The sequence below is a fragment of the Rhodanobacter ginsengiterrae genome (assembly GCF_050026815.1).
GTDB lineage: Bacteria > Pseudomonadota > Gammaproteobacteria > Xanthomonadales > Rhodanobacteraceae > Rhodanobacter > Rhodanobacter ginsengiterrae.
Genome location: NZ_JALBWO010000044.1, coordinates 69,302 through 87,402, shown reverse-complemented (window position 1 = coordinate 87,402; position 18,101 = coordinate 69,302). Strand labels below are relative to the sequence as shown.

Annotated in this window: 15 protein-coding genes; 5 read left to right on the top strand and 10 right to left on the bottom strand. The window is 66.3% G+C overall.

Features of this window, described 5'->3' with window-relative positions:
- Positions 1–24: 24 nt before the first annotated feature.
- The gene (gene waaA / locus ACQGNJ_RS03695) at positions 25–1,290 is read right to left on the bottom strand and encodes a lipid IV(A) 3-deoxy-D-manno-octulosonic acid transferase (RefSeq protein ID WP_426687881.1); all 1,266 of its coding nucleotides are present in this window, start codon (positions 1,288–1,290) and stop codon (positions 25–27) included.
- A 136-nt stretch (positions 1,291–1,426) separates the two neighbouring features.
- Between waaA and lpxL the strand changes: the two genes are divergently transcribed.
- Both lpxL and ACQGNJ_RS03685 read left to right on the top strand, forming a co-directional pair.
- Positions 1,427–2,344: an LpxL/LpxP family Kdo(2)-lipid IV(A) lauroyl/palmitoleoyl acyltransferase gene (gene lpxL, locus ACQGNJ_RS03690; protein WP_426687880.1), complete on the top strand. Its 918-nt coding sequence runs from the start codon at positions 1,427–1,429 to the stop codon at positions 2,342–2,344.
- 66 nt (positions 2,345–2,410) lie between these two features.
- Complete coding sequence (locus ACQGNJ_RS03685; protein ID WP_426687879.1) at positions 2,411–3,322, top strand: VirK/YbjX family protein; 912 nt, start codon at positions 2,411–2,413, stop codon at positions 3,320–3,322.
- A 16-nt stretch (positions 3,323–3,338) separates the two neighbouring features.
- Here ACQGNJ_RS03685 and ACQGNJ_RS03680 read toward each other — a convergent pair whose 3' ends face one another.
- From ACQGNJ_RS03680 to ACQGNJ_RS03665, 4 genes are all read right to left on the bottom strand, one after another.
- Positions 3,339–4,118: a glycosyltransferase family 2 protein gene (locus ACQGNJ_RS03680; protein WP_426687922.1), complete on the bottom strand. Its 780-nt coding sequence runs from the start codon at positions 4,116–4,118 to the stop codon at positions 3,339–3,341.
- Positions 4,108–5,439 (bottom strand): O-antigen ligase family protein, encoded by a 1,332-nt coding sequence (locus ACQGNJ_RS03675; protein ID WP_426687878.1) that lies wholly within the window; start codon positions 5,437–5,439, stop codon positions 4,108–4,110. The genes ACQGNJ_RS03680 and ACQGNJ_RS03675 overlap by 11 nt, the downstream gene beginning before the upstream one ends.
- Before the next feature lie 82 nt (positions 5,440–5,521).
- On the bottom strand, positions 5,522–6,649 hold the full coding sequence (locus tag ACQGNJ_RS03670) for a glycosyltransferase (protein WP_426687877.1): 1,128 nt from the start codon (positions 6,647–6,649) through the stop codon (positions 5,522–5,524).
- A gap of 78 nt (positions 6,650–6,727) precedes the next feature.
- The gene (locus ACQGNJ_RS03665) at positions 6,728–6,937 is read right to left on the bottom strand and encodes a zinc-finger domain-containing protein (RefSeq protein ID WP_426687876.1); all 210 of its coding nucleotides are present in this window, start codon (positions 6,935–6,937) and stop codon (positions 6,728–6,730) included.
- 198 nt (positions 6,938–7,135) lie between these two features.
- On the opposite strand from ACQGNJ_RS03665, the gene ACQGNJ_RS03660 reads away from it, so the two are divergent.
- Positions 7,136–8,401, top strand: a complete 1,266-nt coding sequence (locus tag ACQGNJ_RS03660; protein WP_426687875.1) for a Yip1 family protein — start codon at positions 7,136–7,138, stop codon at positions 8,399–8,401.
- Between the two features lie 65 nt (positions 8,402–8,466).
- Here the strand turns inward: ACQGNJ_RS03660 and ACQGNJ_RS03655 are convergent, their stop codons facing one another.
- Together ACQGNJ_RS03655 and ACQGNJ_RS03650 are read right to left on the bottom strand one after the other, a co-directional pair.
- Entirely contained in the window at positions 8,467–9,051 is a 585-nt protein-coding gene (locus ACQGNJ_RS03655) for a YceI family protein (protein ID WP_426687874.1), read from the bottom strand.
- A gap of 64 nt (positions 9,052–9,115) precedes the next feature.
- A complete protein-coding gene (locus ACQGNJ_RS03650; protein ID WP_426687873.1) occupies positions 9,116–9,709 on the bottom strand; it encodes a malonic semialdehyde reductase in 594 nt (197 codons plus the stop codon).
- 136 nt (positions 9,710–9,845) lie between these two features.
- Here ACQGNJ_RS03650 and ACQGNJ_RS03645 point away from each other — a divergent pair, with 136 nt between their 5' ends.
- The gene (locus tag ACQGNJ_RS03645) at positions 9,846–10,835 is read left to right on the top strand and encodes a mitochondrial fission ELM1 family protein (protein ID WP_426687872.1); all 990 of its coding nucleotides are present in this window, start codon (positions 9,846–9,848) and stop codon (positions 10,833–10,835) included.
- 47 nt (positions 10,836–10,882) lie between these two features.
- Here the strand turns inward: ACQGNJ_RS03645 and glnE are convergent, their stop codons facing one another.
- Entirely contained in the window at positions 10,883–13,723 is a 2,841-nt protein-coding gene (gene glnE / locus ACQGNJ_RS03640; RefSeq protein WP_426687871.1) for a bifunctional [glutamate--ammonia ligase]-adenylyl-L-tyrosine phosphorylase/[glutamate--ammonia-ligase] adenylyltransferase, read from the bottom strand.
- Between the two features lie 169 nt (positions 13,724–13,892).
- On the opposite strand from glnE, the gene ACQGNJ_RS03635 reads away from it, so the two are divergent.
- Entirely contained in the window at positions 13,893–15,788 is a 1,896-nt protein-coding gene (locus ACQGNJ_RS03635; protein ID WP_426687870.1) for an LTA synthase family protein, read from the top strand.
- A gap of 175 nt (positions 15,789–15,963) precedes the next feature.
- Here ACQGNJ_RS03635 and groL read toward each other — a convergent pair whose 3' ends face one another.
- Positions 15,964–17,619 (bottom strand): chaperonin GroEL, encoded by a 1,656-nt coding sequence (groL, locus tag ACQGNJ_RS03630; protein WP_426687869.1) that lies wholly within the window; start codon positions 17,617–17,619, stop codon positions 15,964–15,966.
- 131 nt (positions 17,620–17,750) lie between these two features.
- Positions 17,751–18,044, bottom strand: a complete 294-nt coding sequence (locus ACQGNJ_RS03625) for a co-chaperone GroES (protein ID WP_281013506.1) — start codon at positions 18,042–18,044, stop codon at positions 17,751–17,753.
- Positions 18,045–18,101: the final 57 nt, after the last annotated feature.

Below are 18,101 nucleotides of genomic sequence, written 5' to 3'. Positions count from 1 at the left end.
TTTCGTTTCCGACGGGCTGACGCATCACTCCTGCAACATGCCATCGATCAGCTGCATGACACGCTGCACCGCTCCGCGTTCGCGCTCGAACACACCTTCCGCGTCCTGACCCATGCGCTCGCGGGTCGTCGCATCGAGCAACAAGCGGAGCACCTCCGGACCCAGTTGCGCTGCGCCGGCCACGCGCAAGGCGCCACCGTGTTCGATCAGGCTGCGGGTGATCTCGTCAAAGTTGAATGTATGCGGTCCAACCAGCACCGGCACCGACAAGGCCGCCGGTTCCAGCACGTTGTGTCCACCGATCGGCACCAGGCTGCCACCGACGAAGGCCACATCGGAGCCGGCGAAGAACGGCATCAGCTGACCCATCGCGTCGATGACGAAAACCTGATGCGAGGACGAGGGTACGCCTTGCTGACTGCGCGTGGCCACCGAGAAGCCCAGGCTGCGCACCGAATGCTCGACCAGCCGGAAGCGCTCCGGGTGGCGCGGCGCCAGCAACAGCAGCGCATCAGGCAGCCGCTTGAGCACCTGCAGGTGCGCCTCAAGCGCGAACTGCTCCTCGCCTTCATGCGTGCTCGCCGCCATCCAGACCGGGCGACGCGGGCCCCATTGTTCGCGCATGTTGGCACCGGCCGCGACCGCGCCATCGGGTATCGGCATGTCGAACTTCATGTTGCCTGTTACCAGCACCTGCTGCGGATCGGCGCCCAGCAGGCGATAGCGCGCCGCATCGGTGCGGGACTGCGCGGCGATCAGGGCTACGCAGCGCAGCGCCGACCGCAACAGTCCGCGCAGCGGCCGATAGCCACGCAGCGAGCGTTCGGACAAGCGTGCATTGACGATCATCAGCGGAATGCCGCGCCGGCGACAGGCGAAGTAGAGATTCGGCCAGATCTCCGTTTCGACGATGAGCGCCAGACGTGGCCGGATCTTCTTCAGGAACCGGCCCACCGCGAACGGCAGGTCGTACGGCAGATAGACATGGAACACGCTGTCGCCGAACAACTGGTGCACGCGGGCGGTGCCGGTGGGCGTCACCGTGGTGACCACCAGCTGCGCTTTCGGATAGTCGCGCCGCAGCGCCTTGATCAGCGGCTCGGCCGCGTTCACCTCACCCACCGAAACTGCATGCACCCACAGGCTGCCGCTGAATCCCGGTGTCGCGAAGAAACCGAAGCGCTCCGGCCAGCGCTGGTGGTACGGTCGCGAACGCACCCCGCGCGCCAGCAGTCGCAGCACCAGCAACGGCGTGACCAGGAACATCGCAAGTGTGTAGAGATAGCGCAACGGCACGACTCGTGGTGTTGACGCGGCAGTATACGAGAGCAGCGGCCAGCCCACCTGCCGGAACCTGCGGCATTCGGCCAGGCACGTCCCGGCAGCCCGCGGTGCGCGATCCACTACAATGTCCACGATGCCCGGCATGCCCCGTCCCACCTTCCATCGCTCGCTGCTCGCACCACGTCACTGGCCGGCGTGGCTTGGCGTGGCCACCATCTGGCTGATCGCGCGACTGCCACAGCGCTTGCTGATGTGGCTGGGTCGATGCCTCGGCGCACTGGTGTTGCGGATTCCCTCCGCGCGCAAGCACATCGCCGCGGCCAACATCGCGTTGTGTTTCCCCGAACTCGACGCCAAGGCACAGGCAGGCCTGGTCGATGCGAACCTGCGCGACATCGGACTGATGCTGGTCGAGTTCGCGCTTGGCTGGATGGGCAGCGACCGTCGCATCGCCGCGATCCCCACCCGCATCGAGGGACTGCAGCATCTCGAGGCAGCGCGGGCGCAAGGCAAGGGCGTGTTGCTGGTCGGCGGCCACTTCTCGCACCTGGAGTTGTGCGCGCGACTGGTCTCTCAGCGCATCAGCATCGCCGGCATGTATCGCCGGATGGATTCGGCCGTTTTCGAGTGGGCGGTGCTGCGCGCACGACTGGATTACGCTGACGCGATGTTCGACAAGGACGACATCCGCGGCACGGTGAGATATCTGCGCAACGGCGGCACGCTCTGGTACGCGCCGGACCAGGACATGCGCAGCAAGGACACGGTGTTCGTGCCGTTCTTTGGCGTACCGGCCGCCACCATCACCGCCACCCACCACCTGGCGCGAATGTCCGGGGCGATGGTGATGCCGTTCTTCCATCGCCGCCTGCCCGGCAATCGGGGTTACGCACTGCGCCTGGGTGCTCCGCTGGAGGGCTTTCCCGGTCCCGATGCCGCAGCCGATACCGCACGCATCAATGCCTGCATCGAACAGATGGTGCGCGAGGCGCCCGAGCAGTACTTGTGGGCGCACAAGCGCTTCAAGACCCGGCCACCAGGCACGCAGGCGATCTACTGACTTGCTGAAAGCTTCGCAAAAGACCGGCCGGCGAAAATATGCCGACCCACCCTCCTCCGCGATGACATGTCAGTTCAACTTTTCTATCGCTCCTTGCGCGATCGCCGCAATGGACGTGGCACTGCCTTGCAGCAGACCGGCGCCACCATCAAGTACGTGTTGCGCAGCGCGCGCAGTGCCGGGCTGCATGCGGCATGGCTGGACTTGGTCTACGGCAGTCCCCAGTTGTGCGCAATGTTGGCGGCCGACCCACGGCTGCTTGAGCGCGCGCAACACCACTACATCAACCGGCAACTTGGACAGGCCCGACGTTATGCGATCCTTGCCGATCACTATCGCAGCGTCATGGCGGTCTTGCCGCCGGACATGTGCGAGGCAATCCATCTGCGCGGCCGCCACCCGGTCGGAACGTTGCGACTGAAAGACCGCAGCACGCTGGCGATCGAGTTGCGCCGACCCACCGGTCGCGGCCGCGAGGGCGAATTGTGCCTGTGTCTGGCCGATGCGCAGGGCGAACTGCTCTCCTCGATGATTTTCAGCATCGCCGATGCGGGCCGTACCCTCCTGCTCGGGTGCGTGCAGGGAGCGGCGGCCGGGCTGGGCCGCGAAGCAGTGCGCGAACTGACCAAGCAGAGTTACGGCCTGCGTCCAAAGAACCTGTTGCTGTCGTTGCTGCGCGCATTCGCCTGCCGCCATGGCATCGCGCACATCCGGGGGGTGACCAATGCGGCGCATCCTTTCGCCGGAAAGGCCGGCAAGATCAAGGCCGACTACGACAGCTTCTGGCTGGAATGCGAAGGCGTCCTTGATGGCGAAGGGTTTTACGAACTGCCGGTAAGCGACCCGGTCCGCGACGAAGCCCTGGTGATGAGCAAACACCGCAGTGCCTTCCGACAGCGCGAGGCGCTGCGCCGTGAAGCTTGCGCGATGTTGCTGGCCTCACTCGATCAACGCGGCGAACTGGCACTGGCGGGCTGAATCAACCGCGCTCGATTCATTGCTGGCCACGCGGCTCGCTGGACTCTCGTCGAGACCGACGCTGTTCATACAGCTTGGCGTACTTCAGGAACGCGTAGAACGCATGGATGCGCGCAGCGATGAAGCCGGCCCAGCCGGAGCGCCAATGTCCGCGCAGCAGGTAGTAACGCAGGAAGGCGACCGTCGGATAGGCCACCACGCGCAGGCGCAACCAGCTCACCCGGCGCGCGGCAAGGTCGACCAGTTGCAGGCTGGAATAGCGGTCCGCCTTGGCCACGCGCCCGGCGATATCGGGTTCGCCGTGATGGTCGATGACCACATCGAGTACGCCGACCGTGCCATCCACCTGCACCTCTTCGTGCACTTCATGCCCGCTCATGCGCGCATGTTGGCGATCGAACAGCCGCACGTAATGATTGAGTCGTGCGCGAGGCGATTGCCAGCGCCAGAACTGCCACTCGCGCCGCCACAACTGGTAACCGGCGTGTGCCGGCGCCAGCAGTACCTGTTGCAACGGTGCGACCGCCGCCTCGTCCAGCGACTCGTCCGAATCGAGCAGCAACACCCAGCGATGGCTGGCCAGATCGATCGCCGCCTGCTTCTGCGCGCTGTAGCCGGCAAACGGCTGGGCATGGATACGCGCGCCGTAATGGGCGGCGATCGCCAGGCTGGCGTCGCTGGAGCCGGAGTCCAGCACCACGATCTCGTCCGCCCAACTCACCCCGCGCAGGCAGGCATCCAGGGTGGCGGCGCTGTTGAACGTGGTCACCACCACCGACAACGGTTCACGCCCCATCATGGCCCTCCCGGAGGAGCGCTTCCCTGGGGAGTTCTCCACGGATGCCGGGCTCTTCGTGGTCGGCAGGGATGCCGGCCACAGACAGACTCGCGCACCACAGGCCGAGCAACCAGGCAAACAGCAGGCCCCACCATGCCGAATAGAAGGCCAGATGGGTGTTCAAGGGAAACAGCATCACGCCCAACGCCAGGGTGACCGGGAACGCGCGCGCGCGCGCCGCCGCACCCACCCGTCGCGACGCGCGCCACGCCAGCGCGACCGCGGCGAGCCACAGCAGCAGGCCCAGCGCACCGGTCTCGGTGAGTATTTCCAGCACCAGCTGGTGCGCGTGACAGGCACCCTCGCCGACACCACAGGCCTCGGCGGAGACCACGAAGTGATCATTGGCCGATGCGTATTGGGGATACGCGTAACGAAAGCCGCGCACGCCCACGCCGTTGATCGGGTGAGCGGCGAACATGCCGACGCTGGCATGCCAGATGTCGATCCGACCGCTGAGCGCGGTGTCCAGCGACTGGTCGGTGCCCTGCAGGGCCAGCAGGCTTCGGTCGATGCGGTCGTGAAAACGTGTCGAGGTCTTCCAGGCCAGGCCACCGGCCAGCGCCAGCAGCAAGGCGGCGGCCACGCACAAGCCGGCAAAGCGCAACGGCGAGCGCGCCTCACGCCAGGCAAAGCCCAAGGCCACCAGCGCGTAGCACAACCATGCGGCGCGCGAGCCGGCCAGCAACACCGGCCCCAGGATCAGGCAGAAGGCCAGCAGCAAGCCCGGCAGCCCCCAGCGCCGCCGCGCCGCCCACAGCGCAAACGGCGACAACACCGCCAGGGTCGGCCCCAACTTGAGGTTGTCCGCGCCGAAGATGCCCGAGACGCGCTCGGCTTCGGCCGGACCGCCCAGGCTCCAGCCGGTAAAGGCCTGCACCCAGGCATCGGCACACCACAGCGCCAGCACCCAGGCGATCGCCACATACAGAGCGTGCAGCTTGCGCTCGCGGCGGATTGCAAAACACGCATAAAGACCCAGTGGGGCATAACGCAGCAAGGCCGCCACCGTGCTCCAGCTCTTGCCTGGCCGGATCGCGTCGATCGCCGAAAAAAGCGCCGCACCGACGTACGCCGCCAGCAACCAGAGCAGCAACCGCGCGCCCGCGTGCTGTTGCAAGGCCTGTGGGTCGCGGGCAAACAGCATGACCACGCCGAGCAGGCACAACAGAGTGCCCAGCTCGGCGCTGCGTCCGAAGGGCAGCAGCGCGATCACCAGCCAGAACGGCAACAGCGGCGAGCGCAATGCAGCCTTGAGTGAGGTGCCGAAGGAATTCATGCGTGGACCGGGTGACGACGATCCCGCATTGTAGGCGAGCGCGAGGGCACGCCGATGGCCTCAACCGCAGGCCGACACAGCCTCAGCCCGAAACGACTTCGTCGTACAGGGCGAGCGTGGCGTGCTGCATGTCGCTGAGGCGATAGCTCTGCAGTGGCGAGATCGGCGGAGCCACGCGCAGCAACTCGGCAGCGCGCTCGACCAGTCGCTCGCGATCGCCCAGTGGCACCCGACCGGCCGGATACAGCTCGGCCAGCAATTCGCCGACGCCGCCGTGGGCGTAGCCAAGCACCGGACGGCACAGCGACAACGCCTCGACCACGGTGCGGCCAAACGACTCCGGCCTGTTCGACAACTGCAGCACCAGCGCCGAGATCGCGTAGACATCGCGCACGTCGTCGCGCGGCGGGCTCAGCACCACTTGCGAGGTTACCCCGCGCAAGCGGATCAATTCCCGCAGTTCGGCCACGTAGGCCTCGCGGCCCGGCTCGATCACGCCCAGCAGCAGCAGGCGCGCCTCGATCCCGCGACGCTTCAGATCGGCCAGCAATTCGATCGCATCGTGGTGCCCCTTCAGTCGCGTGCCGCGACCGGGCAGGGTCAGCAGCGGCGCACCGGTCAGCGCGGGAAATTCGGCAAAGAACGCCTTCTGCCAGGCGTCGTCCGGCCGATGTCCATAGGGAAATGCCAGCGGGTCGATGCCGCGCGGAATCACCTTGACCTTGCCCGGCTCCAGCCAGCGGTAATGGCTGAGCACGAAGTCGCGCATGGTCTGCGAAACCGCCACCACCCGCTCGCCGCGCAGCAGGATCGCGCTGTAGCGCCCGGGCGAGTTGAGGCCGTGCACGGTGGTGACGAAGTGCGGCCGCGGCGTCATGCCCTTCATGGCCCACCAGCCCATCCACGCCGGCAGCCGCGAGCGCGCATGCACGATGTCCGGCTTGATCTCGCGCAGCAATCGCCGCAGGGTGCCCAGATGGCCCAGCGTGGACAATGACTTGCGCCCGATATCGAGGCTGATGTGCTCGCTGCCTTCCGCCTGCAGCCGCTCCACCAGCCGACCGCCGGCCGAGATCACCACCGAACGATGGCCGGCCTGGACCAGCGCGCGCCCGATCTCCAACGCCGACCGCTCGGCGCCACCGGAATGCAGCGCGGGGATCAGTTGGACCACAGTCAGCAGCTTGGCGGGAACGGCAATGCTGGACATGAGCTCGGGGCTGGCGGCTTTCATTCCATAAAGGCAAGCAAGAACAATGCCGCCGAGGGCTGCAACGAGCTCGAAAGATCAGTCGCGCAGGACGTAACAGGCGCCACAGTAAGCACAGACTGACTCGCCGCCATCGTCGACGATCGGCAGGTAGACCTTGGGATGCGAATTCCACAGCTCCATGCCGGGCATGGGGCAGGACAGCGGCAGGTCCGCGCGCGTCACTTCATAACGATTTTCGGCATTTGCCGGCACCATCGGTGCCGCCGCGGAGCGGGGGGGTGACATCAGCGAACTCCAGACTGGACATCAGGCCGCAAATGGTAGCAGGCTGCAGCCTTCTGTCGGGGGACAGCCAAGGGTACCCAAAGAGGCCGCGCACAGCTTCCAGCCGTGAGGCTGCGGCGGTGAATGTCGTGAAGCCAAGCAAACCCGTCCACGCCCGCGCCTGGTGCCGGGCCCATCGCAAAAGCCTGGGAGCTGATCATGGATTCAGGAAAGATCGTTGAACGCGTCAAGTCCATCCTGACCTCACCGAGCACCGAATGGCCGGTGGTCGCCGCCGAACCGGCCACGGTGAACAGCCTCTACACCAGCTACATCCTGCTCATCGCCGCCTTGCCGGCAATCGCCACCTTCATCAAGGGCACCCTGATCGGCACCAGCGTGTTCGGCATCACCGTGCGCGACTCGATGGGTGGCGGCCTCACCCGCATGGTGCTGGGCTACCTGCTGTCGCTGGTGGTGGTGTACCTGGTGGCGCTGGTCATCAACGCCCTGGCCCCCAGCTTTGGCGGCCAGAAGGACATGGTGCAGGCACTCAAGACCGTCGCCTACTCATGGACCGCCAGCTGGATCGCCGGCATCGCGGTGATCGTGCCCTGGCTGGGCTGGCTGATCGCGCTCGCCGGCGCGGTGTACGCGATCTACCTGCTCTATCTCGGATTGCCGCAGACGATGAAATGTCCGCCGGAAAAATCCGCCGGCTACACCGCGGTGAGCGTGATCATCGCGATCGTGCTGAGCTGGGTGGTCGGCGCGATCGTCATCGGCGTGGTCGGCACCGCGGCGATGTCCGGCGCGGCGATGGGTGGCATGCATGTGACCAACGGCAACGGCGACAGCGTGACCATCGATGGCAACAGCGCGCTGGGCCAGCTGGCCGCCATGGGCAAGCGTGCCGAGCAGGCCGGCAAGGAAATGGACGCGGCGCAGAAGTCCGGCGACAGCGCCGCGCAATCCGCCGCGATGGGCAAGATGATGGGCGCCATGGCCGGCACCGATGGCACCGTCGAAGCCCTCGCGCCGGAGCAGATCAAGGCGTTCCTGCCGGACAGCCTGGGCAACCTCAAGCGCAGCAGCCTGTCGGCCGAACGCAACAAGGCCATGGGCATGCAGATCTCGCAGGCCAGCGCCGACTATTCGGCCGACAACGGCCAGCACATCAGCCTCGAGGTTTCCGACACCGGCGGCGCCAAGGGCCTGATGTCGCTGGCCACTGCGATGGCACCGGAAGAAGAGAAGCAGACCGACCACGGCTACGAGAAAACCTACAGCGCCGGCGGCAACCTGGTCCACGAGGCATGGGACACGCAATCGAAGTACGGCGAATACAGCGTGGTGGTCGGCAAGCGCTTCACGGTGAAAGCCAATGGCAATGTCGACAGCATCGACCAGCTGAAACAGGCCGTTGGCAGCATCGACCTGGGCAAGCTGGAATCGATGAAGGATGCGGGTGTGAAGTCGAACTGATCAGCCTCGCGCAGACACGAAAAAACCGCGCCGTCACCGGCGCGGTTTTTTCGTGAGGCAGAAACCTACTTCTGTTTCGGCACCGAACCCTCGGTGGTGATGCGGATGGCGATCTCGTCGCTCACGTTCGGCACATAGGCGCCCACGCCGAAATCCGAACGCTTGATGCTGGCAGTGGCGTCGAAACCGATCGACTGTGCCTTGCTCATCGGATGCGGACCGACCTTGTTCAGCGTCGCGTCCAGCACCACAGGCCGGGTCACGCCGTGCACCGTGAGGTTGCCGGTCACCTTGAACTTGTTGCCACCCAGCGGCTGCACCGCCGTGCTCTTGAAGGTCGCCACGGGGTATTGATCGGCATTGAGGAAGTCGGGCTTCTTCAGGTGCTCGTCCAGTGCCGGCACATGGGTGTCGAGCCTGGCCAGCGGCAGGGTCACTTCGACGCTGGAGTTGGCCGGATGCTGCTCGTCGAACACCACGGTGCCCTCGCCCAGGCCGAGGTCGGCGGTGGGATTGGAAAATCCGAAGTGGTTCCAGCTGAACAACACCATGGTGTGGTCGGGGTCGAGCTTGTAGGTGACCGGGGCGGCCTGGGCCGAGATGGCGGCGCCGAGCAGGCCGGCGAACGCGAGATACTTCAATGCATGCATGGGATTGCTCCTTCTGGGAATGGGGCGTGCTGGGAATGCGGCGTGGCGAGTACGGGCCGGGGAATCAGGCGATCGTGCAGGCTTCATCGAACGTGAGGCGGGGACTGCGTGGAAAAAGGTTACGGCTGGCATCGCCGTAGCCGATGCTGATCAGGAAGTTGGACTTGATCGCGGTACCGGCAAAGAATGCCGCATCCACGCCGGTATTGTCGAAGCCGGACATCGGGCCGCAATCGAGCCCCACCGCTCGGGCGGCCAGCAGCAGGTAGGCGCCCTGCAAGGTGGCATTGCGGAAAGCGGTGGTGTCGATCGACGGCTGGTTGCCGACAAACCAGCTGCGTGCATCGGCATGCGGGAACAGCTTCGGCAGTTGCTCGTAGAACTCGTGATCGGTGGCGATGATCGCCGTGACCGGCGCTTCCATGGTCTTGGCACGATTGCCCTCGGACAGGAACGGTTCGAGCTTCGCCTTGGCCGCCTTCGACTTCACGAACACCACGCGCATCGGCGAGGAGTTCGCGCTGGTCGGACCGAACTTGGCCAGGGCATAGATCTGCTGCAACTGCTCGTCGTCCACGTCCTTCGGCAGCCAGGCATTGAAGGTGCGGGCCTCGCGGAACAACTGGTCAAGGCTGGCCTCGGAAAGCAACTCGCTCATCGGTATCCTCTGTTCTGAAAGACGCGCCTGCAGTGACGCTATCCTGCCAGTGTATAGGCGGTGGCGCGCGAACAGTCCCTCCGGCGGAAGAACGTAGAGTGCTCATTCGAGAAACAGTGACGGAACACCCGCGCCGATGCTGAGGCTCAACGGCGAATGCTGGGTGATCACCGACACGGCTGCCGGCAATCAGCGCCAGGCGTTGGCGCTGGCCGAGTACCTGCACATGCCGCTGCGCCACCTGGTACTGCAACCGCGGGCACCGTGGTCGTGGCTGTCACCGCGACTGACACTCGGCGATTCGCTCGCCCTGCCCACCAGTCAGCGCCACCTGTTTGCACCGCCTTGGCCAGCCGTGGCGATCGGCTGCGGGCGCGCCGCGGCGCTGTTCACCCGCATGCTGCGCAGCCTTTCCGATGGTCACTGCTACACCGTGCAGATCCTCGACCCGCGCATTGATCCCGCACACTGGGACACGCTGATCGCGCCGCGACACGATGGCGTGGCGGCTCCCGGCGTGCTGCAGCCACTGGGCTCGCTGAACGCGGTCGACGATGACTGGCTGGCAGACGGGCGGGAATCCTGTCCCGGCCTTGGCGAGTTGCCGCAACCGCGGGTCGGCGTGCTGCTGGGTGGCCCGCGCAAGGGCATCCGGCTGGATGACATGTACGCCCGGCAGTTGCTCGCGCACCTGCTCGAACACCAGCGCCAGGAAGGTGGCAGCCTGCTGGTGCTGGCCTCGCGGCGCACGCCGCCGGCCTTGGTCGAGATCTTCCGCACTGCGCTGCGCGGGTTGCCCGGACTGGTCTGGAGCGGGCCCGACGACGGCAGCAATCCCTATCCCGGCGTACTGGGCTGGGCCGACCAACTGGTCGTCACGCCCGACTCGGTGAACATGCTCAGCGAAGCCTGCGCCGTCGGCTGTCCGGTGCAAACCTTGATCAACGCACCGCTGCCAGCGAAGATCGAGCGGTTCCATCGCGCGCTGCGCGACGCCGGGCGGCTGCACGATCTGGATGCACCCTTGCCCACCGAACCGATACCGCCGCTACGCGAAACCGCCAGCCTCGCCAGCGAACTGCGTACGCGGATCGCAGCGCGGCAATCCGGCCAGTCGATGGATTGAGCGGTCGCCAGCACCGCCATCCATTCGTCGCCAGCTCATCCCGCGAATCAGAAGGAAAACCCGAGCGCGTCGGTGACCTCCCGCACGCTGCCGGACAACTCGGCCAGCTGCGCATCACGAGGCGCGATGCGCGAACGCAGGTCGAGTGTGCAGGCCAGCGCGCGCTGCAGCAGATCGGCATGCGCCACCGCCAGGATCGCGGCCTGGTTGCTGTCCAGCAGGCCGGCAGCGCGGCAGGCCTCGATCAGGCCGGCATTGGCGGTGACGCCGAGCAGCGCCGGTTGTTGCGCCGCGTGGGCCAGCACCAGTCCCTGCAACGCGAATTCGATGTCGAGCAGGCCGCCGTGGCCTTGCTTCAGGTCGAACAGTTGTTCATCGGAACGGTCGCGCTCGGCCCGCCAGCGCTGGCGCATGCTGCCAACATCGGCCAGCACGGTGGCCGGCTCGCGTGGCACCCCGAGAATGTCGCGCCGGACCGCCGCGAGCTCGGCGTTGAGCGCGGCATCACCGGCCACGGGTCGCGCGCGCAACAGCGCCTGGTGTTCCCACGTCCACGCGCGGCTTTGCTGGTAGGCCACGAACGCATCCAGGCTGCCCACCAGCAAACCCTTGGAGCCGTCCGGACGCAGCCGGGTGTCGACCTCGTACAGGCGTCCGCCGCGGGTAAGCACGGTCAGCCAGTTCATCGCGCGCTGGGCGAGGCGCTGGTACCAGCGCGAACCTTCGATCGGCCGCGCGCCGTCGCTCATCGCCTGCGCGCGACGTCCGTCGTAGACAAAGACCAGGTCCAGATCCGAGGCGAAGCCCAGTTCCTCGCCGCCGAGGCTGCCGTAGCCGAGCACCGAAAAGCCCGAGCCTTCGCCGGGCAGCCGGCCATGCTGGGCCACCAGTTCGCGCTCGGCCAGCGCCAGCACGGCACCGACCACCGACTCGGCCAGCGCGGCCAACCGCCGCGCGGTGGCGACCGCGTCGGCGCGCCCGTCGTTGAACGCCAGGCCCAGCCGGAACGCGGTCGAAGCCTTGAACTCGTTGATCCGCTCCAGTTCCGCCTCGGCCTCGCGCTCCTCCAGCGTGGTCAACACGCGGGCAATCTCGGCGGTGATGTCGGCGCGCTTGAACGGCAGTTGATCGATGCGTGGATCGAGCACATCGTCCAGCAGCAACGGCTGCGCGATCACCCGTTCGGCGAGGAACGCGCTGTCGGCGAACAGTCGCACCAGTCGGCGCCGCGCCGCCGGCTGCTCCTCCAGCAAGGCCAGGTAGGACGACCGCCGCGCCACCGCCTGCATCAGCCGGATCAGGCGCAGAAGGCTGGGCACCGGTGCCTTGCTGGCACGGGCCGCCTCGAACAGCTGCGGCATCAGGTGATCCAGCCGCTCACGCGACCGCGGCGACATCGCGCGCACCGCAGCGGCTTGCGGCAATTTCAGCAACGCATCGCCAAGTTCAGCGCCGGGCACGAAGCCGGAGGCTTCGAGCAATCCCGCGTCCAGCGATTCATCGCAGGCGTGCTGCCACAGCAGCTGATCGGCCACCGGCACGCTGGCGGCACGACCGCCCTGTGGCATCAGCACGGCGGCGAATTCCTCGCTGACGATCGCGCGCTGGGTCGCCAGTGCGGCCTGCAGACTTTCCCAGTCCGGGTAGTCCAGGCTCAGAGCAAGACGCTCGCGGCTGAGTTCGTCGGCGGGAATGTCATGGGTCTGCGCGTCGCGCAGCATCTGTACCCGGTTTTCCACCCGGCGCAGCAACCCATAGGCAAGCCGCAACGCCTGCGCCCGCGCCGCGGGAATATGGCCGCGCGCCTCGCACGCGGTCAGCGCGGGCAGCAGGCCACGCACGCGCAACGAAGGTTCGCGGCCGGCGCGGATCAGCTGGGTCAGCTGCACGATGAATTCGATTTCGCGAATGCCGCCGGGGCCGAGCTTCAGGTTGTCGGCCAGATCCTTGCGCGCCACTTCCGCGTCGATCAACGCCTTCATCTCGCGCAGGCCGGCGAACGCGGTGTAGTCGAGATACTTGCGGTAGACGAACGGCCGCAGCAACTCCTGCAATTGCCGGCCCGCCACACGATCACCGGCGACCGGACGCGCCTTGATCCAGGCATAACGCTCCCAGTCGCGTCCCTCACTCTGGTAATACTGCTCCATCGCCGCGAACGACAACGCCAGCCGACCGGCATTGCCGAACGGGCGCAGGCGCATGTCGACCCGTGCGCAGATGCCGTCCATGGTCGGCTCGTTGAGCAGGCGCACCAGCTGGCGCCCCAGCCGCACGAAGTATTCGCTGTTGTCCAGCGGACGGGCGCCATCGGTCTGGCCGCCCTGCGGATAGGCGAAGACCAGGTCGATGTCGGAGGAGAAATTCAGCTCCGAGCCGCCCAGCTTGCCGAAGCCGATCACCAGCAGGCGTTGCGGCGTGCCCCCGGGATCGCGGCTGTGCCCGTAGCGCTCGGCCAGCATCCGTTCGGACCAGTCCAACGCGCGCTCCAGCAATACTTCGTACAGCACGCTGGTCGCCGACAGGGTCTCCGGCAGATCGTCCAGCCCGTTGGCGTCGCGGAAGACCAGCCGCAACGCCTCGGCGTGGCGGAAGCGACGCAGCGCAGCCATGCACGCGGCCTCGTCCGGCGGCAGTTTCAGTGCGTCGATGCGGGCACTGGCGTCGCTGCCCGAACGCAGCCGCTCCAGTCCGGCCGGCGCCAGCAACTGCGGCTGCCGGCACCAGGTGTCGAAGGCGAAATCGCTGGCCAGCAGGGTGCGACGGATGCGCTCGGCCACGCCGGCGTCGTCGTGCAGGGGCACGCCGGCAGCACGGCAGCGGATGGCGAGCTCGCCATAGCGGTCATCGATCAGTGCGCGCAGGGCGGGGCTGGCTGGATGCGTCATCCCGGCATTGTGCCGCAAGGCAGGCAAGCATCGGCACCGGTGCGACGCGTGAGTGCGGCTTGAACAAGGTGTGCGCAAGCTGGACACTCGCCGGCCACGCCTACTCCTCGTTCATCTGGGCGCCATTACATTGGCGCGTCCAGACCATGACAGCAATCGCAGGACTGCCATGCCGCCACTTGTTTCCCGACCCGTTTCCCGCCGCCGCATCCTCGCGTCCCGCATGGTGCTGCTGGCGCTGCTGGCGCTGGCCTTCGTGCTGCTGACCGGCTGGGTGGACGGCGGCGTCGGGGTGACCCCGCTGCGCATCTTCGACCAGGCGCGCTTCCCGCTGGCCAACGCCTGGCCCGGGCTGCTGCTGGCGACCGTGCTGCTGGCGATCAGCCGTCGCGCCGTGCTGTCATTTGCGCTGGCCTTTTTGTTGCAGGGTCTGCTTTACGCGGTAAACGTGCTCAAGGTGGCCAATCTCGGTACGCCACTGTTGCCGGACGACTTCCGCATCGTCGGCCAGTTGCACAAGGGTGGCATGCACCTGCTGTCCGGCTATCTGCCGCACAGCCCGTGGCCGTACCTCGGCCTGCTGGCCGCAGTGGCGCTGATCGTGGTGGCATGGCGGCTGGAGCCGCCGCTGTTTGAGCGCCACCCGCGACTGCCCCGCCTGCTCGGCGGCAGCGTGGCGGCGCTGGCGCTGATCACCATGCTGGCCGGGTTGTCCACGTGGACGAAAATCTACAACGCCAGGACCTTGTGGCTGGAACCGTGGTCGGCGATCTCCACCACCACCCACTCCGGCCTGATCAGTTCGCTGATGATGTTCCACCTGCAATACGGCAAGGGTGCGCACAAGCCCGACCGGGCCGCAGCGACACAACTGATCAAGCAGTCGGCGCCGGCCCTGCTGCAGTCCATACAGTCGTCGCCAGCGGCCGCCGACCTGCCCGACATCGTGGTGGTGCAGAGCGAATCGTTCTTCGATCCAACCATCATGCGCGGCTACGAGCACAGCAACTTCGCACCCAACCTGCGCCGGCTGGCCGCGCAGGGCATCACCGGCAAGCTGCACGTACCGACCTTCGGCGGCGGCACCATCCGCACCGAGTTCGAATTCCTCACCGGCCTGTCGCTGCGCTACTTCGACAACCTGCAGTTCCCCTACCTGCAGATGAGCCACCAGGCCCTGCCCGGCCTGGTCCGCACGCTGAACCGGCATGGTTACTCCACGCTGGCGCTGCACGGCAACGACCCGGCGTTCTGGAACCGCACCACGGCGTTCAAGGCGATCGGCTTCGACCACTTCGTTTCGCAATCCTCGTTCCCGCGCGCGGCGGCCAACGACGGCAAGTACATGGCCGACAGCGCGATGACCGACGAAATCATGACCCAGCTGAAGGAGCAGGGGCCGCCGCAATTCATCTTCGCGATCAGCATCGAGGCGCATGGCCCGTACGACGTCGAGCCCGCCCATGTCGCCGAGCGTGACGCGATCCCGGTGCCGGACGGCATCAGCGGCCGCGACAAGCTGGAACTGCAGACTTATCTGTATCACCTGCAACACGCCGACGCCGAGCTCGGCCGGCTGGTGAAGCTGCTGGCACGACGCCAGCGCCCCAGCGTGGTGGTGTTCTACGGCGACCACCTGCCGGCCTTGAGCAACAGTTATCAAACCGCCGGCTTCGTCGACGGCGGCGACATGCTGAGCCAGCCCGGTGTGTGGTTGCTGGTGGATCCGAAGCAGCCGGCCAAGCCCAGCCAGGTCGACACCGCGTCATGGCTGCTGCCGGGCAAACTGCTGGCGCACATCGGCATCCACGATGATCCCTACTTCGCGCTGACCGAACTGGTCGGCCCGCAACTGGCCGCGCTCACCGAAGCGCCCGGCGCACCGCCGCTGCCCGAGGGCGATCAGCAGCAGCAGTTGGACAAATCCATGGCCAGCATCGATCAGCTGCGCATCGGCGGCCAACTGGACACGCTGTGGCCCGCGCCGCTCGCGGCAGCGGCTGCGCGCGACGATGAGCCGTCAGCCCCAGCGGCCCAGGCGGTCAGCGGGACCACGGCCAACTAGGTCGCGCGATCCTCTGTCGGATTCTGACGGAGCGGACGTCTGGACGGCCATACCGGATAAAGAAAAACCCCGCCGAAGCGGGGTTTTCCTGTTGCAGGAGCTGTTGCCGGACAGTGCGACCATGGGTCGCCGCTTTTGATTGCCGCCATCGGGGCTGATGGCGGCAATCAGCTGCTTAGAAGTCCATGCCGCCCATGCCACCCATGCCGCCGCCCATGCCGCCACCGCCGCCATGGCTGTGGCCCTCGTCCTTCTTCGGCAGCTCGGCGACGATCGCCTCGGTGGTGATCGCCAGGCCGGCAACCGACGCGGCGTGCTGCAGGGCCGAACGGGTCACCTTGGTCGGATCCAGGATGCCCATCTCGACCATGTCGCCGTATTCGCCGGTGGCCGCGTTGTAACCGAAGTTGCCCTTGCCTTCCTTGACGCGCTGGACCACCACCGACGCCTCTTCACCGGCGTTGGTGACGATTGCGCGCAGCGGGGATTCCAGCGCACGGCGGGTGATCGCGATGCCCAGGTCCTGGTCGGTGTTGTCGCCCTTCAGGCCTTCGACCGCCTTCAGTGCGCGGATCAGCGCAACGCCACCGCCCGGGACCACGCCTTCTTCGACGGCTGCGCGCGTGGCGTGCAGGGCGTCTTCGACGCGAGCCTTCTTTTCCTTCATTTCGATCTCGGTGCCGGCACCGACCTTGATCACCGCCACGCCGCCGGCCAGCTTGGCCACGCGCTCCTGCAGCTTCTCGCGGTCATAGTCGGACGAGGTCTCTTCGATCTGTGCCTTGATCTGGCCGATGCGCGACTGGATCTTCTCCGCTTCGCCGGCACCGTCGATGATCGTGGTGTTTTCCTTGGTGATGACGATGCGCTTGGCGCGACCCAGATCGGCGATCGTGGTCTTCTCCAGCGACAGGCCCACTTCCTCGGACACGACCTGGCCGTTGGTCAGCACCGCGATGTCTTCCAGGATCGCCTTGCGACGGTCACCGAAGCCCGGCGCCTTGACGGCGGCGACCTTGACGATGCCGCGGATGGTGTTGACCACCAGGGTGGCCAGCGCCTCGCCCTCGACTTCCTCGGCCACGATCAGCAACGGCTTGCCGGCCTTGGCGACGGCTTCCAGCACCGGCAGCAGCTCGCGTACGTTCGACACTTTCTTGTCGTGGATCAGGATGTACGGGTCGTCCAGCTCGACCTGCTGGCTCTGCTGGTTGTTGATGAAGTACGGCGACAGGTAGCCGCGATCGAACTGCATGCCCTCGACCACGTCGAGCTCGTTGTCCAGGCCCGAGCCTTCTTCAACGGTGATCACGCCTTCCTTGCCGACTTTCTTCATCGCGGTGGCGATGATGTCGCCGATGTTGGTGTCGGAATTGGCCGAGATCGTACCGACCTGGGCGATTTCCTTGTCGTTCGCGGTTGGGTTGGAGAGCTTCTTCAGCTCGCCGACGGCGGCCGAGACGGCCTTGTCGATACCGCGCTTCAGATCCATCGGGTTGATCCCGGCGGCAACCGCCTTGAGACCTTCCTGGATGAACGCCTGGGCCAACACGGTGGCGGTGGTGGTGCCGTCACCGGCGACGTCGGAGGTCTTGGAAGCGGCTTCCTTGACGATCTGCGCGCCGAGGTTCTCGTAGCGGTCGGCCAGCTCGATCTCCTTCGCGACGGACACGCCGTCCTTGGTGATCGTCGGCGCGCCGAAGCTCTTCTCGAGCACGACGTTGCGGCCCTTCGGACCCAGAGTGACCTTGACCGCATTGGCCAGGGTGTTGACGCCTTTCAGCATGCGGGCGCGGGCGTCTTCGCCGAAACGGACTTCTTTAGCTGCCATATCAGTAAACCTTTAGAAAAGAGTGGAGAGGAGTGAGAAATGAGAGAGCAGTGCAGAGGCGTGAGCTGGAGTGATCGCGACGAGCGCGCTCTACTCTCTTTTCTCACTCCTCTCCACTCTCTCCTGAGCTCTTAGCCTTCGATAACCGCCACGATGTCGTCTTCCTTCAGGAACACCAGATCCTCGCCATCGATCTTGATTTCCTGGCCGGCATACTTGCCGAACAGCACGGTGTCGCCAGCCTTCAGCGACATCGGGCGGATCTTGCCGTCGGCCATGATCAGGCCGGTGCCGGCAGCGACAACCTTGCCGCGGGTCGGCTTTTCGGTGGCGCTGTCGGGAATGACGATGCCGCCGGCGGAGACCCGCTCTTCTTCGAGACGCTTGACGATGACGCGGTCGTGCAGGGGACGCAGTGTGCTCATGGAGAACTCCTCAGCTTATTCAAGTGATTGATGGGCAAGGCTTTCAGGATCCGGACC

What these genes read in the sequence shown, in the direction of transcription:
- lpxL (WP_426687880.1), top strand. Translation starts at nt 1,427, where the DNA reads ATGCCCCGTCCCACCTTCCATCGCTCGCTGCTCGCACCACGTCACTGG.
- ACQGNJ_RS03685 (WP_426687879.1), top strand. Translation starts at nt 2,411, where the DNA reads ATGTCAGTTCAACTTTTCTATCGCTCCTTGCGCGATCGCCGCAATGGA.
- ACQGNJ_RS03680 (WP_426687922.1), bottom strand. Translation starts at nt 4,118, where the DNA reads ATGGGGCGTGAACCGTTGTCGGTGGTGGTGACCACGTTCAACAGCGCC.
- ACQGNJ_RS03675 (WP_426687878.1), bottom strand. Translation starts at nt 5,439, where the DNA reads ATGAATTCCTTCGGCACCTCACTCAAGGCTGCATTGCGCTCGCCGCTG.
- ACQGNJ_RS03670 (WP_426687877.1), bottom strand. Translation starts at nt 6,649, where the DNA reads ATGTCCAGCATTGCCGTTCCCGCCAAGCTGCTGACTGTGGTCCAACTG.
- ACQGNJ_RS03665 (WP_426687876.1), bottom strand. Translation starts at nt 6,937, where the DNA reads ATGTCACCCCCCCGCTCCGCGGCGGCACCGATGGTGCCGGCAAATGCC.
- ACQGNJ_RS03660 (WP_426687875.1), top strand. Translation starts at nt 7,136, where the DNA reads ATGGATTCAGGAAAGATCGTTGAACGCGTCAAGTCCATCCTGACCTCA.
- ACQGNJ_RS03655 (WP_426687874.1), bottom strand. Translation starts at nt 9,051, where the DNA reads ATGCATGCATTGAAGTATCTCGCGTTCGCCGGCCTGCTCGGCGCCGCC.
- ACQGNJ_RS03650 (WP_426687873.1), bottom strand. Translation starts at nt 9,709, where the DNA reads ATGAGCGAGTTGCTTTCCGAGGCCAGCCTTGACCAGTTGTTCCGCGAG.
- ACQGNJ_RS03645 (WP_426687872.1), top strand. Translation starts at nt 9,846, where the DNA reads ATGCTGAGGCTCAACGGCGAATGCTGGGTGATCACCGACACGGCTGCC.
- glnE (WP_426687871.1), bottom strand. Translation starts at nt 13,723, where the DNA reads ATGACGCATCCAGCCAGCCCCGCCCTGCGCGCACTGATCGATGACCGC.
- ACQGNJ_RS03635 (WP_426687870.1), top strand. Translation starts at nt 13,893, where the DNA reads ATGCCGCCACTTGTTTCCCGACCCGTTTCCCGCCGCCGCATCCTCGCG.
- groL (WP_426687869.1), bottom strand. Translation starts at nt 17,619, where the DNA reads ATGGCAGCTAAAGAAGTCCGTTTCGGCGAAGACGCCCGCGCCCGCATG.
- ACQGNJ_RS03625 (WP_281013506.1), bottom strand. Translation starts at nt 18,044, where the DNA reads ATGAGCACACTGCGTCCCCTGCACGACCGCGTCATCGTCAAGCGTCTC.